The 20,287-nt window shown below is 64.2% G+C and carries 15 protein-coding genes; 11 read left to right on the top strand and 4 right to left on the bottom strand.

Annotated elements, in window-relative coordinates; all coding sequences use genetic code 11:
- The first annotated feature begins 1 nt into the window (after position 1).
- The gene (locus FNJ84_RS13845; RefSeq protein ID WP_143793800.1) at positions 2 to 1,249 is read left to right on the top strand and encodes a mandelate racemase/muconate lactonizing enzyme family protein; all 1,248 of its coding nucleotides are present in this window, start codon (positions 2 to 4) and stop codon (positions 1,247 to 1,249) included.
- Positions 1,250 to 1,258: 9 nt separating this feature from the next.
- Here the strand turns inward: FNJ84_RS13845 and FNJ84_RS13840 are convergent, their stop codons facing one another.
- From FNJ84_RS13840 to FNJ84_RS13830, 3 genes are all read right to left on the bottom strand, one after another.
- Positions 1,259 to 2,872: a GMC family oxidoreductase gene (locus tag FNJ84_RS13840; RefSeq protein WP_143793799.1), complete on the bottom strand. Its 1,614-nt coding sequence runs from the start codon at positions 2,870 to 2,872 to the stop codon at positions 1,259 to 1,261.
- Positions 2,873 to 2,877: 5 nt separating this feature from the next.
- Positions 2,878 to 4,416, bottom strand: coding sequence for a trimethylamine methyltransferase family protein (locus FNJ84_RS13835; protein ID WP_143793798.1), 1,539 nt, complete (start codon positions 4,414 to 4,416; stop codon positions 2,878 to 2,880).
- 91 nt (positions 4,417 to 4,507) lie between these two features.
- Positions 4,508 to 5,335 carry a helix-turn-helix domain-containing protein gene (locus tag FNJ84_RS13830; protein ID WP_185968533.1) on the bottom strand — a complete coding sequence of 276 codons (828 nt, stop codon included), beginning with the start codon at positions 5,333 to 5,335 and terminating at the stop codon, positions 4,508 to 4,510.
- A gap of 127 nt (positions 5,336 to 5,462) precedes the next feature.
- Between FNJ84_RS13830 and FNJ84_RS13825 the strand changes: the two genes are divergently transcribed.
- The 8 genes from FNJ84_RS13825 (at position 5,463) to FNJ84_RS13790 (ending at position 17,063) form a co-directional block, all read left to right on the top strand.
- A complete protein-coding gene (locus FNJ84_RS13825; RefSeq protein ID WP_363323855.1) occupies positions 5,463 to 6,356 on the top strand; it encodes a fatty acid desaturase in 894 nt (297 codons plus the stop codon).
- On the top strand, positions 6,353 to 7,048 hold the full coding sequence (locus tag FNJ84_RS13820; protein ID WP_185968532.1) for a PhnD/SsuA/transferrin family substrate-binding protein: 696 nt from the start codon (positions 6,353 to 6,355) through the stop codon (positions 7,046 to 7,048). The genes FNJ84_RS13825 and FNJ84_RS13820 overlap by 4 nt, the downstream gene beginning before the upstream one ends.
- Positions 7,041 to 8,348: an FAD-binding oxidoreductase gene (locus tag FNJ84_RS13815; RefSeq protein ID WP_143793794.1), complete on the top strand. Its 1,308-nt coding sequence runs from the start codon at positions 7,041 to 7,043 to the stop codon at positions 8,346 to 8,348. Before FNJ84_RS13820 ends, FNJ84_RS13815 begins: the two co-directional genes overlap by 8 nt.
- Complete coding sequence (locus FNJ84_RS13810) at positions 8,345 to 10,891, top strand: FAD-dependent oxidoreductase (RefSeq protein WP_143793793.1); 2,547 nt, start codon at positions 8,345 to 8,347, stop codon at positions 10,889 to 10,891. Before FNJ84_RS13815 ends, FNJ84_RS13810 begins: the two co-directional genes overlap by 4 nt.
- A gap of 115 nt (positions 10,892 to 11,006) precedes the next feature.
- Positions 11,007 to 12,653, top strand: a complete 1,647-nt coding sequence (locus FNJ84_RS13805) for an ABC transporter substrate-binding protein (RefSeq protein ID WP_143793792.1) — start codon at positions 11,007 to 11,009, stop codon at positions 12,651 to 12,653.
- A 59-nt stretch (positions 12,654 to 12,712) separates the two neighbouring features.
- Positions 12,713 to 13,798: an ABC transporter permease gene (locus FNJ84_RS13800; RefSeq protein WP_143793791.1), complete on the top strand. Its 1,086-nt coding sequence runs from the start codon at positions 12,713 to 12,715 to the stop codon at positions 13,796 to 13,798.
- A complete protein-coding gene (locus tag FNJ84_RS13795; protein ID WP_143793790.1) occupies positions 13,799 to 14,956 on the top strand; it encodes an ABC transporter permease in 1,158 nt (385 codons plus the stop codon).
- A 4-nt stretch (positions 14,957 to 14,960) separates the two neighbouring features.
- A complete protein-coding gene (locus FNJ84_RS13790; protein ID WP_143793789.1) occupies positions 14,961 to 17,063 on the top strand; it encodes an ABC transporter ATP-binding protein in 2,103 nt (700 codons plus the stop codon).
- A gap of 4 nt (positions 17,064 to 17,067) precedes the next feature.
- Here FNJ84_RS13790 and FNJ84_RS13785 read toward each other — a convergent pair whose 3' ends face one another.
- Positions 17,068 to 18,204 (bottom strand): GNAT family N-acetyltransferase, encoded by a 1,137-nt coding sequence (locus FNJ84_RS13785; protein WP_143793788.1) that lies wholly within the window; start codon positions 18,202 to 18,204, stop codon positions 17,068 to 17,070.
- A gap of 243 nt (positions 18,205 to 18,447) precedes the next feature.
- Between FNJ84_RS13785 and FNJ84_RS22395 the strand changes: the two genes are divergently transcribed.
- On the top strand, positions 18,448 to 18,615 hold the full coding sequence (locus FNJ84_RS22395; protein WP_255471210.1) for a hypothetical protein: 168 nt from the start codon (positions 18,448 to 18,450) through the stop codon (positions 18,613 to 18,615).
- A 357-nt stretch (positions 18,616 to 18,972) separates the two neighbouring features.
- Positions 18,973 to 20,274 carry a DEAD/DEAH box helicase gene (locus FNJ84_RS13775; protein WP_143793787.1) on the top strand — a complete coding sequence of 434 codons (1,302 nt, stop codon included), beginning with the start codon at positions 18,973 to 18,975 and terminating at the stop codon, positions 20,272 to 20,274.
- The last annotated feature ends 13 nt before the right edge of the window (positions 20,275 to 20,287 follow it).

Below are 20,287 nucleotides of genomic sequence, written 5' to 3'. Positions count from 1 at the left end.
CATGCGCCTTGAAGCTTGCGAGATCTTCGTTGTCGGCACCCCGCCACCGGGTTGGGGCGGGCGCTATTTCACCCTTGTGCGCCTGACGACCGATACCGGCATTCACGGCTGGGGCGAGGTCTATGCCGCATCCGTGGGCCCCGCCGCCATGCGCGCGGTGATCCAGGATGTCTTTGCCCGCCATATGCAGGGCGAAAACCCCGAACAGATCGAGATGATGTTCCGCCGGGCCTATTCCGCCGGTTTCACGCAGCGGCCGGACCTGACGGTGATGGGTGCCTTTTCGGGGCTGGAGATCGCCTGCTGGGACATCCTGGGCAAGGCGCGCGGGCGTCCTGTGCATGCGCTTCTGGGCGGCAAGGTCAATGACCGGCTGCGCAGCTATTCCTATATCTATCCCGGTCCGGGCGACCGGACGCCGGATTTCTGGGCCGATGCGGATGCCCATGCCAGACAGGCCGCCCGCATGGTCCAGCAGGGGTTCACGGCGCTGAAATTCGACCCCGCCGGCCCCTATACGATCCGGGGCGGGCATCAACCCTCGCTGGCCGACATCGGCCGTTCGGTCGCCATCGCGACGGCGATCCGGCAGGCAGTGGGCGACCGCGCCGATCTGCTGTTCGGCACGCATGGGCAGTTCACACCCTCGGGCGCGATCCGGCTGGCCAGGGCGCTGGAACCGCTGCGCCCGCTGTGGTTCGAGGAACCCGTCCCCCCCGATGACGTGCCCGCCATGGCGCAGGTCGCGCGGGCCACCAGCATTCCGGTGGCGACCGGCGAAAGGCTGACGACCCGGTGGGAATTTGCGCCGATCCTGCGGGCCGGTGCTGCGGGTGTGCTGCAACCCGCCATCGGCCGCGCCGGTGGCATATGGGAGGTGCGCAAGATCGCAGCCGCCGCCGAGATCTATGGCGTGCAGATCGCGCCACATCTGTATTGCGGCCCGGTCGAATGGGCCGCCAGCGTGCAGCTGGGCGCGGTGATCCCGAACCTTCTGATGATCGAGACGATCGGCACAGGCGGCGATTTCCACCGCCAGTTGATCGGCAATGATTCGCTGCGCTGGCAGGACGGGTTCATCCAGGTGCCCGATGCGCCGGGCCTGGGGATCGAGATCGACATGGATGTGATCACGGCCCACCCCTATCGCGGCGATGACCTGCATCTGCAAATGCAGCAGGATCCGCCCGATCCGCGTGGTGGCCAGCCCTTTGGTGGCGGCGCGCCGAGGGATGACGACCAGTGCTAGGGGCCGGTTCTAGGCACGCCCCAGCACCATATCAGCCCCGCGCCACCCCATCAGGATCGCTGCCGCATTGATATTGCCGCCCGGCAGGCTGGGAAAAGCGGACGCATCACAGACCCGCAACCCCTGAACTCCGCGCACATGCAGCGCCGCATCCAGCACCGACCTTGCCGGATCGCCACCCATCCGGGCCGTGCAGCAGGGGTGATAGACGGTGCCGGATCGTGCGCGGACATCATGGATCAGCGCATCGTCATCCTGCACATCGGGGCCGGGGCGCAGTTCCTCGGCGATCAGGGGCCGCATCGCGGGCTGGGCGGCGATATGGCGCAGCATCTTTACCGCCGCCAGCATCTCGGCCACATCTTCTGTTCGCGAAAAGGCATTGGCTGTGATTGCCGGGTGAGAAAAAGGATCGGCCGAGGCCAATTCGATCCGTCCGCGAGACAAAGGCCGGCAATTCGACAGCCCGATGGAAAAGCCTGAAAACGGGTCGGGCGTCAGCACCGGGCGTTCGCCCGCCCGTGGCAGCAGGGTCGAGAAGGCCTGAAAATACAGTTGCATGTTCGGCCTGTCCCGGCCCGGATCCGTGCGGAAGAACCCGCCCGCATGGTTGATCGAGCGGGCCAGAACGCCGCGCCGCAGGGCCAGCCACTCGATCCCGACGCGCAGCTTGCCCCACCACGGCCGCAGCAGGTCGTTCAGGCTGGGGATCGTGGCACGCCATGTATAGTTGATGCCCTGATGATCGCTGAGATGCGCGCCGACATTGGGATTGTCGACCAGCACGGGCAGCCCCATCGCGTGCAGATGCGCCCCCGGTCCGATGCCGGACAGCATCAGCAGTTGCGGCGTGTTGATCGCCCCGCCCGACAGTATCACCTCGCCGGCCACTGCCTGATCCGTCTGGCCCGCGCGGCAATAATCGACACCCACGGCCCGGCCATCGCGGATCAGCACGCGCGTGACCATGGCACCGGTGACCACCTTCAGCCCCCGGTGGCGGCGCAGGGCCGGGCGCAGAAAGGCCCGTGCCGTGCTGTTCCTGCGCCCGCCTGCCACGGTCTGCTGATAGGTGCCGACGCCCGCCATCGTCGCACCGTTGAAATCGGCGTTCTGCGCCAGTCCGGCCTGCCCCGCAGCCGTCAGGAAAGCGCGGGTCAGCGGGTGCAGGCCATCCCGGCAGGCCGCGACATGCAGCGGCCCGCCCGCGCCCCGCCATTCATCCGCACCGGCCTGATTATCCTCCAGCGCGCGGAAGGCCGGCAGCACATCCGACCAGCCCCACCCGGTCGCACCCGCCGTCGCCCAATCGTCGTAATCCCCCGGATGCCCCCGGATCCAGACCATCGCGTTGATGGAGGACGACCCGCCCAGCAGCCGCCCGCGCGGCCAATGATCACGATTGCCCAGCAGCCCCGGATCAGGCTGGGCCGCATAGTTCCAGTTGACCGCCGGATCCATGAACAACTTGCCATAGCCAAGCGGCATCTGCACGAATAGCCGCCGGTCATCGCCCCCGGCCTCTAGCAGCAGCACCCGTCGGCCGGCCTGGGCCAGCCGCGCCGCCAGCACGCAGCCCGACGACCCTGCGCCCACGATGATATGGTCCCAATCCCCCTGCATGACGGTCAGAAATCGGTCGGCGCGCCGCCCTCGGCCTTGCGACGTGCGACGAAATCGGCCAGTTCGTCGCGAATGGCCTCGTCCATCGGGGGCGGGGTGAAATTGTCAATGATCTCGCGGGAAATGCGGTGGGCGCGGGCGATGCTGTCCTCGGCGCCGGCCAGTTCCCAGGCCTCGAAATTGCGCCAGTCGGATGCGATGGGCGAATAGAAGGCCTCGGTATAGCGTTCCTGCGTATGGGCGCAGCCGAAGTAATGGCCGTTCGGCCCGACCTCGGCGATGGCGTCCAGCGCGATATCGTCGGGCGTGGTCTGGGTCAGGACCGGCTCCATATAGCGCTGGATCATCTGCAAGACCTCGCAATCCAGCACGAATTTCTCGGGGCTGGCGATCAGCCCGCCCTCCAGCCAGCCCGCCGCATGATAGACCATATTGGTCCCCGATTGCACGGCGGCCCAAAGGCTGTTGCTGGTTTCCCACATCGCCTGCGCATCGGGAATATTCGCCGTGCAGACGCCCGAGGACCGCAAGGGCAGGTTATAGAACCGCGCCATCTGCCCGCTGATCTGGGTCGCGCGCATATATTCCGGCGTGCCGAAAGCCGGCGCGCCGGATTTCATGTCCACATTGCTGGTGAAGGTGCCAAAGCCCACCGGACAGCCCGGCGCCGCATATTGCAACAGGGCAATCGCCGACAGCCCCTCGGCCAAAGACAGCGCCACCGCACCCGCCAGCGTGACCGGAGCCATCGCGCCGGCCAGCGTGAAGGGCGTCACGATCACCGCCTGCCCGGCACGGGCGCAACGCAGCGCCCCGTCGATCATCGGGAAATCATGCTTCAGCGGGCTGACCGAGTTGATATTCGTATACATATGCGCCCGCGCGCGGAACGCCTCGTCCGTCAGGCCGCCGGCGATGCGGGTCATCTCCATCACGTCCTCGACCCGCTCGCGGCCAAGGGAATAGGCGTGGACGACCTTGTCGGTCAGGGTCAGCTTTTCAAAAAGGCAGTCCAGATGCCGGACCGAGGGGTGGATGTCGATCGGTTCCACCGGATAGCCGCCCGCGATATGGATGCAGTTGAAGAACTGCGTCAGCTTCATGAAATCGCGGAAGGTATCGAAATCGCCAGGCCGCTTGCCGCGCAGCATGTCCCAGCTGTTCGGTGGCGAGCTGACATTGATGAAAACCATATGCTTGCCACCGATGGTCACCTGCCGCTTGGGGTTGCGGGGCGTCATCGTGAAGGGGCCGGGCGCACGGGCCAGCATCTCGGTCACGAAATCCTCGTCCATGCGGACATTCTGGCCCTGGACGATGCAGCCCGCCTGACGGAACAGCGTCAGCGCCTCGTCGTTCAGGAACTCGATGCCGATATCGCGCAGGATCGCCATGACGCCCTGATGAATCGCCTGAACCCCGGCCTGGTCGATGGGCTGGGTCGGGGCATCAAGGTTCAGCGGAATGCGCCAGGGCATCTGTTCCAACGCGCCGGGCTTGCGAGGGGCGCGGCGGCCGCGGCGGGCGTGCATTGGTTCGTTCATGGCGGCCGTCCCGATGATTGCCGCCCGATGATCGCGCCGGGGGCGGGTATCGTGCAATCGGGTATCTGGACAGCACATCTGTTGTGAAAAGTCACAGACTGCGCAGAAAGTCCCCGGTCTCATGCGCGTGAATCCGTGCCGCCCGCACCTGCCCGTCAAAGCCGCGCACCAGGTCGCGGATGGTCTGGCGGGCACGGATCATCAGGTAGATATCGCCCGCAAAGATTGCCGCCCGCTGATAGCCGAACAGGATCTGCGGCAGCAGATAACCGCTGAGCCCGTCATAAAGATACAGCCGAAAGCTGGGATACATCTCGTCGATCAAATCGGCCATATGCCGCAATTGCGCGCGCCGCGTATCCTTGGGCAGGCCATACCACAGGCCCGCCCCGACGGCGAATTCCTGCATCCGCTGAACCGACACGCACATTTCCATGTCGGATTCGGGCTGCCGGGCATGGCCCAGTTGAAAGGCCGTCAGCGCCTTCGCACGTTCCAGCGCACCTGGGCGGTTCGCGGTTTCAAAGGCGATCACATCACCGGTGCGCAGCATCGCAGGCAGGCGTGAAGGCACGGACCGCACCTTTTGCCCCAAGGTTTCCTGATGCCACTGCTGGATCAGCGCCGGATCCGCATGGCCGTCGCTTGGCTGGATTTCCGTGCGGTCCATGGTTTCCGAGGCGATCGACGGATCGGCCGCAAGCCCCAGAAGCCAGTCGGTCGAAACATTGAAACGGGCCGCCAGCGCGACCAGTGTTTCTGCGCGGGGCAGCCGCACCTCTCGCCCGGACAGCAGTTGTGACAGGGCGGATCGGTCGATGCCGATGCGGGCGGCAAAGCCGGATTGCGACAGCCCGCTTTGCGCTTGCAGCTGTTGCAGGCGCTGGCGAAAGGTTTCGGATGTATTGCGCTTGTCCATCGGCAGTCCTGTTATTTTCCGCAGCATAGCGTGACTTTTGAAAACAAATCACGCCTTTTGTGACGATAATCCGCTTGCGGCACCGCCTGCGCCTTCGCACAATTTCCCCATTGAGCAAGGAGACATGATGCGGGTCGAATGGCCTACGGTCGCTTTGACCGTCATCACATACGGGCTGTGGATCGTGGCTGGCGCGGCTTTGTGGCCTGCCTATCCGGTCTTGGCCTTGCTGCTGATGACGATTTGCGCGGCCATGCATTCCTCGCTTGTCCATGAGAACCTGCATGGTCATCCAACGCGCAGCCGCTTGCTGAACGAGGCGCTGGTGGGCGTGAATCTGGGCTTGATCTGGCCCTATCGCCGCTATCGCGAGACGCATCTGAAGCATCACAATGACGCGCGGCTGACCGATCCCTTCGAAGATCCCGAAAGCTATTACAAGGCTGCGTGGCACTATCGCCGGATGCCCGCATGGTTGCGCGGGCTGTTGCACGTGAACAATACGCTGCTGGGGCGGATGGTGCTGGGGCCGTGGCTGGGTGGCGTGGCCTTTCTGCGTGCCGAGGCGCGGGCGATTGCCGCCGATGGTCCCGGCGTGCGGCTGGCATGGGTGCTGAACCTGCTGGGATGCCTGCCGGTGATTGTGGCGCTGGTCTGGTGGGGCATTCCGGTCTGGCTGTATGTGCTTGTCGTGGTCTGGGGCAGCCTTGCGCTGATTTCCATCCGCACCTTTGCCGAGCATCGCTGGCACGAGACCCCGGACGGGCGCACGCTGATCGTCGAACGCTCGCCGCTTTCGCTGCTGTTTCTGAACAACAATCTGCATGTCGTCCATCACAAGCGGCCGGGTGCACCCTGGTATCGGCTGGCGGCGCTGTATCGCGAACATCGCGATGAATGGCTGGCGCTGAATCAGGGCTATGTCTATCGCAACTATTGGGCGCTGTTTCGCGCGCATGCGGTTCATCGGAAGGAACCCGTCGAACATCCCGCCCTTTATCGCCAAGGGCCGCAGCCATGAGCGCGGCCGCCCTGCCGATGTATGACTGGCCCGAAGTGCGCGTGGAAACGCTGGCCTTCTGGCAGGGTATCCGCGCCCGCGTCCCCGGCCTGCCCGAGCTTAGCCACCCGGTCGAGATGGACGACCTGCTTGCCATCTGGCGCGACCGGCGGACGGTGATGACCGAATGCTGCTGGGGCACGGTCGATCTTGGCATGTGCACCGCGCAGCAGATCCTGGCGCAGCGGAGTTATGATGGCGTTCATGGTGGTGAAGGGATCTATTACCGATCCGCGCTGATCATGCGCCAGGGCATTTCCGCGCAGCCGGGTCAGCGTGCGGTGATACCGGATGGCATCCAGCATCTGCCATGGGCCGCGAACCAGCCCGATTCGCGTTCGGGCTGGCTGGGTATTGCCGAGGATGCCGCGCTGTCGGCGGAACGGGTGCTGTGGACCGGTGCACATCGCGCGTCCATCCGCGCCGTGGCCGAGGGGCAGGCCGACATCGCGGCCATCGACTGCCTCAGCTGGCAACTGGCGCAGGCTTATGAACCGGCCGCGCAGGGGCTGGTGGTCGTCGGCTGGACCGCGCCGCGGCCGGGGATTTTCTTCACCACGGGGCTGGACAGCCCGCCCGACCTGGTCGCGGCGCTGCGCGCGGCCCTGCTGGCCATGGGACAATATCCGGCCGAGGAGCCCGCACATGCCTGACCGCCATGACGCCATCATCATCGGTGCCGGCGTCATAGGCAGCGCCATCGCCTTTGAACTGGCCAAGCTGGGCTGGCGCACGTTGAATATCGACAAGGGGCCGGATGCGGGGTCCGGGTCGACCTCGGCCAGCAGCGCGATCATCCGCACCTATTACTCGGTCGAGGCATCCTGCGCGCTGGCCTATGAGGGCTGGCATTACTGGCGCGATTGGGCGGCGCATGTGGCGCTGCCCGAGGGCGTGCCGCTGATCCGCTATAACGAGACCGGCTGTCTGGTCATCAAGGGGCCGGCAAACAAGAATCTGGTCCATGTGAAGCAGATGATGGACCATATCGGTTGCCCCTATGAGGACGTCCCGACAGAGCGGATCGCCGACTATCTGCCCGGCGTCGACGTGCAGGCCTATTACCCGCCCAAGCGCCCCGAGGATGATGGCTTTTGCGAACCAACCGGGGGGCAGATCGCGGGGGCGGTGTTTTTCCCTCAGGGCGGGTTCGTGAACGACCCCAAGCTTGCCGCCGAGAACCTGAAGCAAGCCGCCGAGGCCCACGGCGCAATCTTCCTGTTCCGCGCCGCCGTGGCCGAGGTTCGGCAGGCGGATGGCCGGGTGGCGGGCGTGACGCTGACCGACGGGCGGCAGATCGACGCGCCGGTGGTGATCAATGCCGGCGGGCCGTGGTCCTCGCGGCTGAACGCGATGGCGGGGGTTGTCGAGGGGATGAACATATCCACCCGCGCCAACCGGCAAGAGGTGGCCTATATCCCCGGCCCGCGGAATTTCGATTTCGGCGCCAAGGGCTACGTCTATTCCGATGGCGATACCGAGACCTATGCGCGCCCCGAGGCGCCCGGCGTGATGTGCATCGGCTCGGGCGATCCGCAATGCGATCCGCGCGAATGGGTCGATGATCCTGACAGCTTGTTGCAGGAATTCACCGATCAGTGGACGGTGAACGTGATGCGCGTGGCGCAGCGGTTTCCTGAACTGCCGATCCCCGGTCAGGCCAAGGGGGTCGTCGCGATGTATGATGTCAGCGATGACTGGCTGCCGATCTATGACACATCGGACCTGCCCGGTTTCTATATGGCCTGCGGGACCAGCGGGAACCAGTTCAAGAACGCCCCCGTGGTGGGCAAGATCATGGCGCATATCGTGACCCGCTGTCAGGCGGGCCATGACCATGACGCCGATCCCCTGACGTTCCATCTGGAACGGATCGACCGGGTGATCGACCTTGGCACCTATTCCCGCAAGCGCGTGGTAAACCCCAATTCCAGCTTCTCGGTGATCGGATGAGTGACAGAAACGTTCGCGTGGTGGTGATCGGCGGCGGCGTCGTTGGCTGTTCGGTGCTGTTCCATCTGGCCCGCGCTGGCTGGACCGATGCGCTGCTGATTGAACGCTCGGAACTGACCTCGGGGTCCAGCTGGCACGCGGCGGGGGGCTTTCACACGCTGAATGGTGATCCGAATGTGGCCAAGCTTCAGGCCTATACGGTCGGGCTGTATGACGAGCTTGAGCGGCTGTCGGGTCAGGCCTGCGGGCTGCATCTGACCGGCGGCGTGATGCTGGCAGACAGCCCCGAACGCATGGACTGGCTGCGCCTGACCCATGCACGGGGCCGCGCCATCGGCATGCAGACGGAACTGATCACGCCGTCCGAGGCCAAGGCGATGTTCCCGCTTATGGACGAGACGCAATTCGTTGGCGCGTTGTGGGACCCGGTCGAAGGGCATCTGGACCCCTCGGGCACCACCCATGCCTATGCCAAGGCCGCGCGGGCCCTTGGCGCGCAGATCGAATTGCGCAACCCGGTGAAGGAGTTGACGCAGGACGCGGATGGGACGTGGAACGTGGTGACGCAAAACGGCACCATCCGGGCCGAGCATGTGGTGAATGCGGGCGGTCTGTGGGCGCGTGAGATCGGCCGTATGGTCGGCGTCGAACTGCCCGTGCTGGCGATGGAGCATATGTATCTGCTGACCGAGGACATGCCCGAGGTCATGGAATTCAACGCCAAGACGGGCCGCGAACTGGTCGGTGTGATCGACTTCAAGGGTGAAATCTACACGCGGCAGGAACGCAATGGCATCCTGCTGGGCACCTATGAGAAGGCGGCGAAGCCGTGGTCCCCGGTCATGACGCCCTGGGATTTCGGGCATGAACTGCTGGAGCCTGATCTGGACCGCATCGCGCCTTCGCTGGAAATCGGTTTCCGCCATTTCCCGCCCTACGAACGCGCGGGGATCAAGACCATCATCAACGGGCCGTTCACCTTTGCCCCTGACGGCAACCCCCTGGTCGGGCCGGTGCCGGGGCTGACGAATTTCTGGTCTGCCTGCGCGGTCATGGCGGGCTTTTCGCAGGGTGGCGGCGTGGGGTTGGTGCTGGCCAACTGGATGACCACGGGCGATCCGGGGCATGATGTCTTTGCGATGGACGTGGCGCGTTACGGCGAATGGGCGACGCTTCGATACACCAATGCCAAGGTGCGCGAGAATTACTCGCGCCGGTTTTCCATCCGCTTCCCGAATGAGGAACTGCCCGCCGCGCGGCCTCAGGAAACGACGCCGATCTATGACGTGCTGACCCGCGACAAGCACGCCGTCATGGGCGATAACTGGGGGCTTGAGGCGCCTTTGTGGTTCGCCCCCTCGGCGGAAGAGGCGCGGGATGTGCCGATGTTCCACCGCTCGACCGATTTCGCCCATGTGGGGGCAGAGGTGCGCGCAGTCCGCGAGGGCGTCGGCGTGACCGAGATTTCCAACTTTGCGAAATATGAGGTCTCGGGGCCGGGGGCCGAGGCTTTCCTTGACCGGCTGATGACCAATCACATGCCGAAACTGGGGCGGCTGGTGCTGACGCCGATGCTGAACCCCGAGGGCAAGCTGATCGGCGATTTCACCATCGCCCGCGCCGCGCCCGAACGCTTTCTGATCTGGGGCAGTATCGCGGCCAGCAAATATCACATGCGATGGTTTGAAAGCCATCTGCCCGCCGATGGCTCGGTCAGGCTGCACCGCTTTGGCACCGATCTGGTCGGCCTGTCCATCGCCGGGCCGCGCAGCCGCGATCTGCTGGCGCGGCTGACGGATGAGGATGTGTCGAACGCCGCCTTCCGCTTCATGGATTTCCGGCAGATGGACATTGCCGGTTCGCCCTGTCTGGTGAATCGCATCACCTATACCGGCGATCTGGGCTATGAAATCTGGATGCGGCCCGCGTTTCAGCGCAGGGTTTATCTGGCCATGCATGAGGCTGGCGCAGACCTTGGGCTGGTCGATTTCGGTATGCGCGCGCTGCTGTCGATGCGGCTTGAGAAGAACTTTCCGACATGGTTCGCGGAACTGCGCCCCATCTATGGCCCTTACGAGGCCGGGATGGAGCGATTCGTTAAACTGGAAAAAGATTTCATCGGACGCGATGCGGCGGCGAAGGAGAAGGCCGAGGGCGGCAAGCTGTCCCGCGTCTCTCTGATCATCGAGGCTGATACGGCAGACGTGATGGGCGACGAACCGATCTGGGCGCGGATCGGCAATCCATCCGACGCGATCACGCCGACCCATGATTTCGGCGCCCCGCGTTTCGATGCCGAGGGTCGCGAGGTGCCGCGTCCCGATATTCAGCGCGATGGCGATTGGGCGGTGGCAGGCTGGGTCACCTCGGGCGGATATGCGCATGGCGTGGGGGCCTCGATGGCGCAGGGATATCTGCCCGCCGGGCTGGCGGCCGAGGTGCTGGCGCCCGAATTGCAGGTCGAGATTCTGGGCCGCCGCTATGCTGCCCGCATCGCGCATCGGCCACCATTCGACCCGGCGGGGGATCGCATGCGCGCGTAACGGGCTGGGGGGGCGGTCGCTTTTTTTCTTCGCAGAGTAGGCCCAAATCGTTAGGCTGTGGACAAGAACAGCGCGGTAAGACAGCCGCCATCTCATCAACTGGAGGACATCAAGAATGCCGAAAGACAGCAAGTTTCCCCCGCTGCACCCCAAGGCGTGGATCTATGCGGCCGAGGCGCAGGCCGGCCAGTTAAGCCGGCGCGAATTTCTGACCCGCGCCACGGCTTTGGGCGTCACCGCGACCGCCGCCTATGGGATGATCGGGCTCGCCGCGCCGGTGAAGGCGCAGCCTGCGGGCGAGCCGGTGATGGGCGGCAGCATCAAGATGCAGATGTATATCAAGGCGCAGAAGGACCCGCGCACCTGGGACTGGTCGGAACTGTCGAATGTCTGCCGGGGCTGGCTGGAATATCTGGCCAGCTATGAAAACGACGGTTCGGTTCTGCCCGTCCTGCTGGAAAGCTGGGACGTGAATGACGACGCCACCGAATACACGCTGCATGTCCGGCCCGGCGTGAAGTGGAACAATGGCGATGATCTGACGGCCGAGCATATCCGTCACAATATCGAACGCTGGTGCGATGGCACTGTGGAAGGCAATTCCATGGCGTCGCGGTTTTCCACCATGGTCGATCCGGCGACGAACCAATTGCGCGCCGATGCTGTCGAAGTCGTCGATGACCATACACTGAAGCTGAAGCTTTCCGCCCCAGACATCACGATCATCGTCGGCTGCGCCGATTATCCGGCGGCGGTGGTGCATCCGTCCTTCACTGGCAACGACCCGGTGGCCGAGCCCATCGGTACCGGTCCCTATCGCCCGGTCAGCCACGAGGCCGGCGTGGGCGCGGTGATCGAGCGGAACCCCGACCATGTCTGGTGGAACGAAGGCAAGGGCGCCTGGCTGGACCAGATCGAATTCGTTGATCTGGGCACCGATCCTGCCGCCTGGCTGGCCGCAGCCGAAGGCGGCGAGATCGACCTGGACTATAACACCATCGGCGATTTCATCGACCTGTTCGACGGCATTGGCTGGGTCAAGTCCGAGGCGCTGACGGCGAATACGCTGGCCGTGCGTTTCAACCAGGAACAGGAACCCTTCACCAACCCCGAGGTCCGCAAGGCCGTGCAGTTGGCCGTGGACAACGCGAAGGTTCTGGAACTGGGCTATGACGGGCAGGGCACGGCGGGTGAGAACCACCATGTCTGTCCGCTGCATCCCGAATATGCGCCTCTGCCGCCGCTGGTGGTCGATCCGGCTGCGGCCAAGGCGGCCTATGACGCGGCGGGGGCGCCCGCGATCGAGCTGGTCTCGCTGGACGAGGATTATCAGGCAGCCACCTGCGACGCCATTGCGGCGCAATTGCGCGATGCCGGTTTTACCATCGAACGCAAGATCCTGCCCGGCGCAACTTATTGGAACGACTGGCTGAAATTCCCCTTCAGCGCGACCGAATGGAACATGCGCCCGCTTGGCGTTCAGGTGATGAAGCTGGCCTATTACAGCACCGCCGCCTGGAACGAGGCCGGTTATCGCAACCCGGCCTTTGACGCGCTGATGGATCAGGCCATGGCCACCCCGGACGTCGAGGCGCGCAAGGCGATCATGGCGCAGGCCGAACAGATGATGCGCGATGACAGCGTGGTGATCCTGCCCTATTGGCGCAACACCTATCGCCACGCCAAGCCCAATATCGGCGGCGCGGCGATCCATCCGACCTTCGAGGTGCGTTACCACTATTACTGGGTCGCGCCTGAATAAACCGACCAGCGGTGGCCCCCCGAAAGGGCCGCCATTTTCATGAACGAGGGGGTGCGACCGTGCTCAAGTTCCTGATCCGCCGGTTTGCGATGATCATCGTCTCGGCGCTGGTTTTGACCTTCGTGGTCTTTGCGCTGACCAATCTGCAACCAAATCTGGAAAAGCTGGCCAAGGGTCAGGGCTCGGCCCGGATGTCGGATGCGGATGTGGTCAGCTGGCTGGCAGGGAATGGCTATGACCGGCCGATGCTGACGCGATATGGCGAATGGCTGGGGGTGTTGCCCGGCTGGACCGGGCAGGACAGCAACGGCAATCCGCGCGGGCGCTGCGTCGACCTGGCAACGGACAAGGCCAATGCGCCGCGTTTCTGCGGGGTGTTGCAGGGCGAATGGGGCTGGTCCACGCGCTTCAAGGCGCCGGTGGCGGGGATCATCTCCGACCGGCTGGCGGCGACCGGCAAGCTGATGTTCTGGGTGATGCTGGTCATGGTGCCATCGGCGCTGATCCTTGGCGTGCTGGCCGGCATGCGCGAGGGGTCACGCACCGACCGGGCGCTGTCGACGGCGGCCATCGCTTCGACCTCGACGCCGGAATACGTGATGGGGGTCTTGCTGGTGGCGCTGCTGGCCAGTTCGCAGGTCGGGCTGTCGCCCCTGTTGAAGGAATGGGGGCTGATCAGCACGCCGGTGCTGTTTCAGGGCAATGCCCGATCCGCCATCGAGGATGCGACGTTCTGGAATTTCACCCTGCCGGTGGTGACGGTCGCGCTGTATGGCATGGGCTATATCGCGCGGATGACGCGGGCATCCATGACCGAGGTGATGACCCAGCAATATATCCGCACCGCCCGGCTGAAGGGCGTGCCCTTCCGGCAGGTCGTGGTGAAACACGCGCTGCGCAACGCGCTGATCGCGCCCTTTACCGTGATCATGCTGCAATTCCCCTGGCTTCTGAACGGTGTCGTCATCGTCGAGGTTCTGTTCAGCTATCCCGGTTTCGGCTGGACCCTGGTTGAGGCCGCCGGGAACAATGATATCGAGCTTTTGCTGGCCTGTTCGGTCGTCGCGGTGGTTCTGGTGCTGGTGACGCAGCTGATTTCTGATCTGGGTTACGTCTGGCTGAACCCGCGCATAAGGATCTCGTAGATGGAGGAGATTGGCTGGTTCGCAATCCTCGGACGGATGGCTGTGCAGTTCTGGCCCGCCTGGGCCGGGATGGCGCTGGTCTTTGCGCTGTCGATCCGGTTCAAGCGGCGGTTGGGGCTTTATGGCAAGCTGTTTGATTCCGGCATCGGCATGGTCGGCTTTGCGCTGGTGCTGTTCTGGCTGCTGGTGGCGATCTTCGCGCCGCAGATCGCCACGCATGACCCGCTGGCGCAACTGTCGGGGATGAAGAACGCCGTGCCCGGCACGCCGACCGGACAGGAAACCGGCTATCCCTATTACCTGCTGGGTGGGGATTCACTGGCGCGGGATGTGTTTTCGCGCATGGTAATGGGGGCGCGGGACGTGTTGAAAATCGCGCCCGCCGCCGCGCTGATCGCCTATGCGGTGGGGATCTGTCTGGGGCTGCCGGCGGGCTATATCGGCGGCTGGCGTGATGACCTGCTTTCCTTTCTGGCCAATCTGGTGCTGGCCTTTCCGGTGATCCTGCTGTTCTTCCTGCTGGTCACGCCGGAAATTCGCGCCACCGGCATCCCCAACATCATGGCCGCCCTTCTGTTCGCCATTCCGCTGTTGCTGATCGGGCTGATGATCCAGACCCGGTTCGTCACCCAGCCCGGCAAGAAATGGCGCTGGCTGGGGATTATGGGCGTGCTCGGCCTGTGGGCCTATGCGGGGCTGGTGTTCGACGCCGATCCGTTGGGCGTCTGGCGCATGCCGCCGAACCTGCTGAACGTGTTCATCGCGGTGGTTTTCGTCAACGCGCCCACGGTGTTTCGCATCGTGCGCGGCATCACGATGGACATCCGCAACCGCGATTATGTCGCCGCCGCGCAGACGCGGGGCGAAAGCGGCGCCTATATCATGCTGTGGGAAATTCTGCCCAATGCCCGAGGCCCGCTGATCGTCGATTTCTGCCTGCGCATCGGCTACACGACGATCCTTTTGGGGACGCTTGGCTTCTTTGGCCTGGGCGTTTCGCCCGAAAGCCCGGATTGGGGATCGACCATCAATCAGGGGCGACGGTTGCTGACCGCCTATCCCCATGCCGCGCTGGCGCCCGCATTGGCGCTGATGTCGCTGGTCCTTGGCCTGAACCTGCTGGCCGATGGCTTGCGCGAAGAAAGTCTGAGGGATTGATGCCATGACCGATCAAGCCACCGACGCCGGTAGCCAGACCCCGATCCTTGAAATCGACAAGCTTTCGATCAGCTTCTTCACCCGGCTGCGCGAAATCCCTGCCGTGATGGACTTTTCCTGCACCATCATGCCGGGCGAGGCCGTGGGGCTGGTCGGCGAATCCGGCTGCGGCAAGTCCACCGTCGCGCTTGGGGTGATGCAGGACCTTGGCGTCAACGGGCGCATTGTCGGCGGCAGTATCAAGTTCCGGGGCCGCGACATGACCCAGATGACGCAGGAAGAGCTGCGCCAGATCAGGGGCAGCCAGATCGCCATGATCTATCAGGAACCCATGGCCAGCCTGAACCCCGCCATGCGCATCGGCGACCAACTGGCCGAGGTTCCGATGCTGCATGAAAACATGGACAAGGCCGCGGCGATGGCACTGGCCCGGCAATTGGTGGCCGATGTGCGCCTGCCCGATCCCGACCGCATCCTGCGCAGCTATCCGCACCAATTGTCGGGCGGGCAGCAGCAGCGCATCGTCATTGCGATGGCGCTGATGTCGAAGCCTGCACTGTTGATCCTTGATGAGCCGACCACCGCGCTGGATGTGACGGTCGAGGCGGGGATCGTCGAACTGGTCAAGGACCTGGGGCGGAAATACGGCACCTCGATGCTGTTCATCAGCCACAATCTTGGCCTGATCCTGGAAACCTGCGACCGCATCTGCGTCATGTATTCAGGCGAAGCCGTGGAAACCGGCAGCGTCGAACAGGTCTTTGACCATATGCGCCACCCCTATACGCAGGCGCTGTTCCGATCCATTCCCTTGCCCGGCGCGAACAAGAACAGCCGGCCGCTGGTCGCCATTCCGGGCAATTTTCCCCTGCCGCATGAACGCCCCACGGGCTGCAATTTCGGCCCGCGCTGCGATTATTTCGTCGGTGGGCTCTGTGACCGGGGCGATATTCCGATGATTGCGGTGCCGGGCGAGGCGCGTCATGACAGTCGCTGTCTGCGCTTTGACCAGATCGACTGGACCGCCCCGCCCAAGGCCGCCGTCACCACCGAAAAAACCCCCATCGGCGAGGTGGTGCTGCGGATGGAGGATGTGCGAAAATACTATCACACCAGCGCCGGTCTGTTCGGCGCCGGCGGTGCCGGGCAGGTCGTCAAGGCCAATGAATCGCTGTCCTTCGACGCGCGCGAGGGCGAGACGCTGGCCATTGTCGGTGAATCAGGCTGTGGCAAGTCGACCTTTGCCAAGGTGCTGATGGGGCTGGAAACCGCAACCTCGGGGCAGATCCTGCTGTATGATCAGTCGATCGAGGATACGCCGGTCGAAAAGCGAAAGACCGATACGGTTTCATCCGTGCAGATGGTGTTTCAGAACCCGTTCGACACGCTGAACCCGTCCATGACCGTGGGGCGGCAGATCATCCGCGCGCTGGAAATCTTTGGCGAGGGCAAGACGGATGCCGAGCGGCGCGAACGGATGTTGCAGCTTCTGGACCTTGTGAAGCTGCCGCGCGCCTTTGCCGAACGCATGCCGCGCCAGCTGTCGGGCGGGCAGAAACAGCGGGTCGGCATCGCTCGGGCCTTTGCCGGGGGCGCCAGGATCGTGGTCGCGGACGAGCCGGTCAGCGCGCTGGATGTCAGTGTGCAGGCGGCGGTGACCCAGCTTCTGATGGATATTCAGCGCGAGAATGGCACGACGCTTTTGTTCATAAGCCATGACCTTGGCATCGTGCGCTATCTCAGCGATCGGGTCATGGTCATGTATCTGGGTCATGTGGTCGAACTGGGCGATACCGATCAGGTCTTCAACCCGCCCTATCACCCCTATACCGAGGCGCTGCTATCGGCCGTGCCCATTGCCGACACCCATATCCAGAAGCGCAAGATCGTGCTGGAGGGGGATATTCCATCCGCCGTGAACCCGCCGCCAGGCTGCCCGTTCCAGACCCGGTGCCGGTGGAAATCGCAGGTGCCGGGCAACCTGTGCGAGACCGAGATGCCACCACTGAAGGACCTGCCCGGCGGGCATCGGATCAAGTGCCATCTGTCGGCCAGCCAGCTTGACAGCATGCAGCCGGTCTTTTCGACCGTCACGGCGGCAGAATAGGCGATCAGTCGCCGCGCCGGAACGGCCCCCAATCCGCGATCTCGGCGATTTCAGCGCCGACGGCACTGCGTTCCTGATCCAGATAATCCGCAAGGGCGCGCAGGAAACCCGGATCCTGCACCCAATGCAGCGAATGGATTTCCACCGGCAGATAGCCCCGCGCCAGCTTGTGTTCGCCCTGCGCCCCGGCCTCGACCCGCGCCAGCCCGGTTTCGATCGCGAAGTCGATCGCCTGGTGATAGCACAGCTCGAAATGCAGGAAGGGGTGATCCTCGACACAGCCCCAATAGCGACCGTAAAGCGTATCGGTGCCGATGAAATTCAGCGCCCCGGCGATGGGCCTGCCGTCGCGTTCGGCCAGAACCAGCAGGATGTCGTCGCGCATCGTGTCGTGTATCTGGTCGAAAAAGGCACGTGTCAGATAGGGACGCCCCCATTTGCGGCTGCCGGTATCCTGATAGAAGGCCCAGAAGGCATCCCAATGCTCGGGCTTGATTTCGTCGCCCCTCAGCGCGCGAATGGTCCCGCCAAAGCCCTGCGCCCGCTCGCGTTCCTTGCGGATCGCCTTGCGCTTGCGTGACGAGAGATCGGCCAGAAACGCATCGAAATCGGCATAGTCGCGGTTCACCCAGTGATATTGCTGGGTGGTGCGGGGCAGAAAGCCAGCTTCTGCGCCCAATTCCGCCTCTTCCTCGGTGCAGAAGGTCACATGCACGCCCGACGCCCCGACCCGCTGTGCGATTTGGGCCATGCCCGCCAACAGCGCCTGCTTGACGGCCGGATCGGGCGAAAGCAGGCGCGGGCCGGTTGCGGGCGTGAAGGGCACGGCGCATTGCAGTTTCGGATAGTAGTCGCCGCCGGCGCGCATATACGCCTCGGCCCAGGCATGGTCGAAGATATATTCGCCCTGGCTGTGTGATTTGGCATAAAGCGGCGCAACCCCGATCAGTTCGCCGTTTTGCCGTGCGGCAAGGTGCAGCGGTTGCCAGCCGGTGCCGCGCCCGACCGAGCCCGAGACCTCTAGCGCGTGAAGGAAGCGGTGCGAGGTAAAGGGATGCGGGCCTGCCAGCCGGTCCCAGTCTGCCGCCGGGATCGTGCTGATGTCGGGATGGGTCTCAATGCTGATTGCGTCACTGTTCATGCGGACAGAGATAAGGTGGCTTTCGCGGATTGTCAGGTGGGGGATTACGGAACGTCACTGCGCGGGGCGGTCAGTGGGCTATGTCGAAATGCAGCACTTCCTCGGGCCCGGTTCTGCCAAGTTCCGCCGGGAATTGGCCGGTCCCGATGACGGGTTGCAAAGCCTGTGGCATCATCCGACGGGTGGTGGATCATCGGTATTGTGATGAGTGCGGATTTGCAGGGAAGCTGCCATTGCGGCAGGTTGACATGGGTGTTTGGCGGCCAGCCCGAGGCCGCGACCATCTGCAATTGCACGCTGTGTCGGCTTTACGGCGTGCTGTGGGCCTATGATTTCGAGGGCGAGCGGATCGAGGTGAACCTGCGGCTGGCCGAACCGCAAGAGGTGGCCGAACTGGCTTTACCGCTTTGACGGGGCCGAGACTTTCGACGACATGCCGCTGGATGGCAGTTGCGTTCGGGACAGATGGTTCTGATTTGAAACAGTTCCCGGCTTGACTTTCTGCCCGTCAAGCCCCAGATGGCCATTGTTCGCTGCGCCGCCGCGTGAGGCAGCCGTGCCCCTTTGCCGATATCGGCCTTTTCGGGTGCATCAGCGATCAGATATTCCCGGTTCCCATCACGCAGGGTGCTAAACGCCAAGCCGACCGCCCAGGGCATTCTGCCAGGCGCGTGTGGTTTGGCCGCAACCCGCGCGCAGGTCATGGATGGTCTGCCCATTCGACCATGCCCCCGGCCCATTGGCCGTGATCGGGCTAAAGGATAGATTTTGTTCGACTTTACCACTCTCGGCCTTGCGCCGAACCTGATCCAGGTGCTGAAAACCTCTGGATTTTCCGAACCGACCCCGATCCAGGCGCAGGCGATCCCGCTGGCGCTGGAAGGGCATGACATCCTGGGCCTGGCCCAGACCGGCACCGGCAAGACGCTGGCCTTTGGCCTGCCGCTGATCGACGCGCTGTCCAAGGCGCCCGGTCGGCCGGCGCCCAAGACCGTCAAGGCACTGGTGCTGGCCCCCACGCGCGAACTGGTGAACCAGATCGCCGACAGCCTGCGCCCGCTGACCGCCGGCACCAAGCTGCGCATCAACACCGTCGTTGGTGGCCAGTCGATTGGCCGCCAGATTCAGTTGTTGGCGCAGGGCACCGATATTCTGGTCGCCACGCCGGGCCGGCTGATCGACCTGATCGACCGCCGTGCGGTGGACCTGTCCACCGTCAAGCAACTGGTGCTGGACGAGGCCGATCAGATGCTGGACATGGGCTTTATTCACGCGCTGCGGAAGATCGCGCCGCGCCTTGGCACGCCGCGTCGCACCATGCTGTTTTCGGCCACCATGCCGAGCCAGATGGAAGAACTGTCGCGCGCCTATCTGACTGACCCCAAGCGGGTGCAGGTTTCGCCCCCCGGCAAGGCTGCCGACAAGGTGACGCAATCGGTGCATTTCCTCGACAAGGCGGCCAAGCCGACCAAGCTGCGCGAGATCCTGTCGCGCGATCTGGACGCGCTGACGCTGGTTTTTGCGCGCACCAAGCATGGTGCCGAGAAGCTGATGAAGGGGCTGGTGGCCGATGGCTATAACGCCGCCTCGATCCACGGCAACAAAAGCCAGGGCCAGCGGGACCGGGCGATCAAGGCCTTCCGCGAGGGCTCGGTCAAGGTGCTGGTGGCCACCGATGTGGCGGCGCGCGGGATCGACATTCCGGGTGTGGCTTACGTCATCAACTATGAACTGCCCGATACGCCGGACAATTATGTCCACCGCATCGGCCGCACCGCTCGCGCCGGTCGCGAGGGCGAGGCGATTGCCTTTTGCGCCCCGGACGAGGCCGATCAGCTGCGTCAGATCCAGAAGGTCATGAAGCTGGAGATCCCGGTCGCCAGCGGCAAAAGCCCTCTGGCCGGGCGTCCCGACGCGCAGGCGCCGGGCGGCCGTCACGGCAAGGCACCGAACCATTCGCGCGGGCGCAAGCCGGGTCAAGGCGGTGGTGCCAAGACCGAGCAGTCGGCAGGCGGAAAGCCGCGTCGTTTCGGCCAGCAGCGCCGTCGCCGCGCCTCGGCCCCCGCATGATCGGCGAGCGGCG

Origin of the sequence: Paracoccus sp. M683, assembly GCF_007096355.1 — a bacterium.
Taxonomy (GTDB): domain Bacteria; phylum Pseudomonadota; class Alphaproteobacteria; order Rhodobacterales; family Rhodobacteraceae; genus Paracoccus.
Note: the sequence above shows the minus strand (reverse complement) of the source record. Positions and strands in the feature narration are given on the sequence as shown.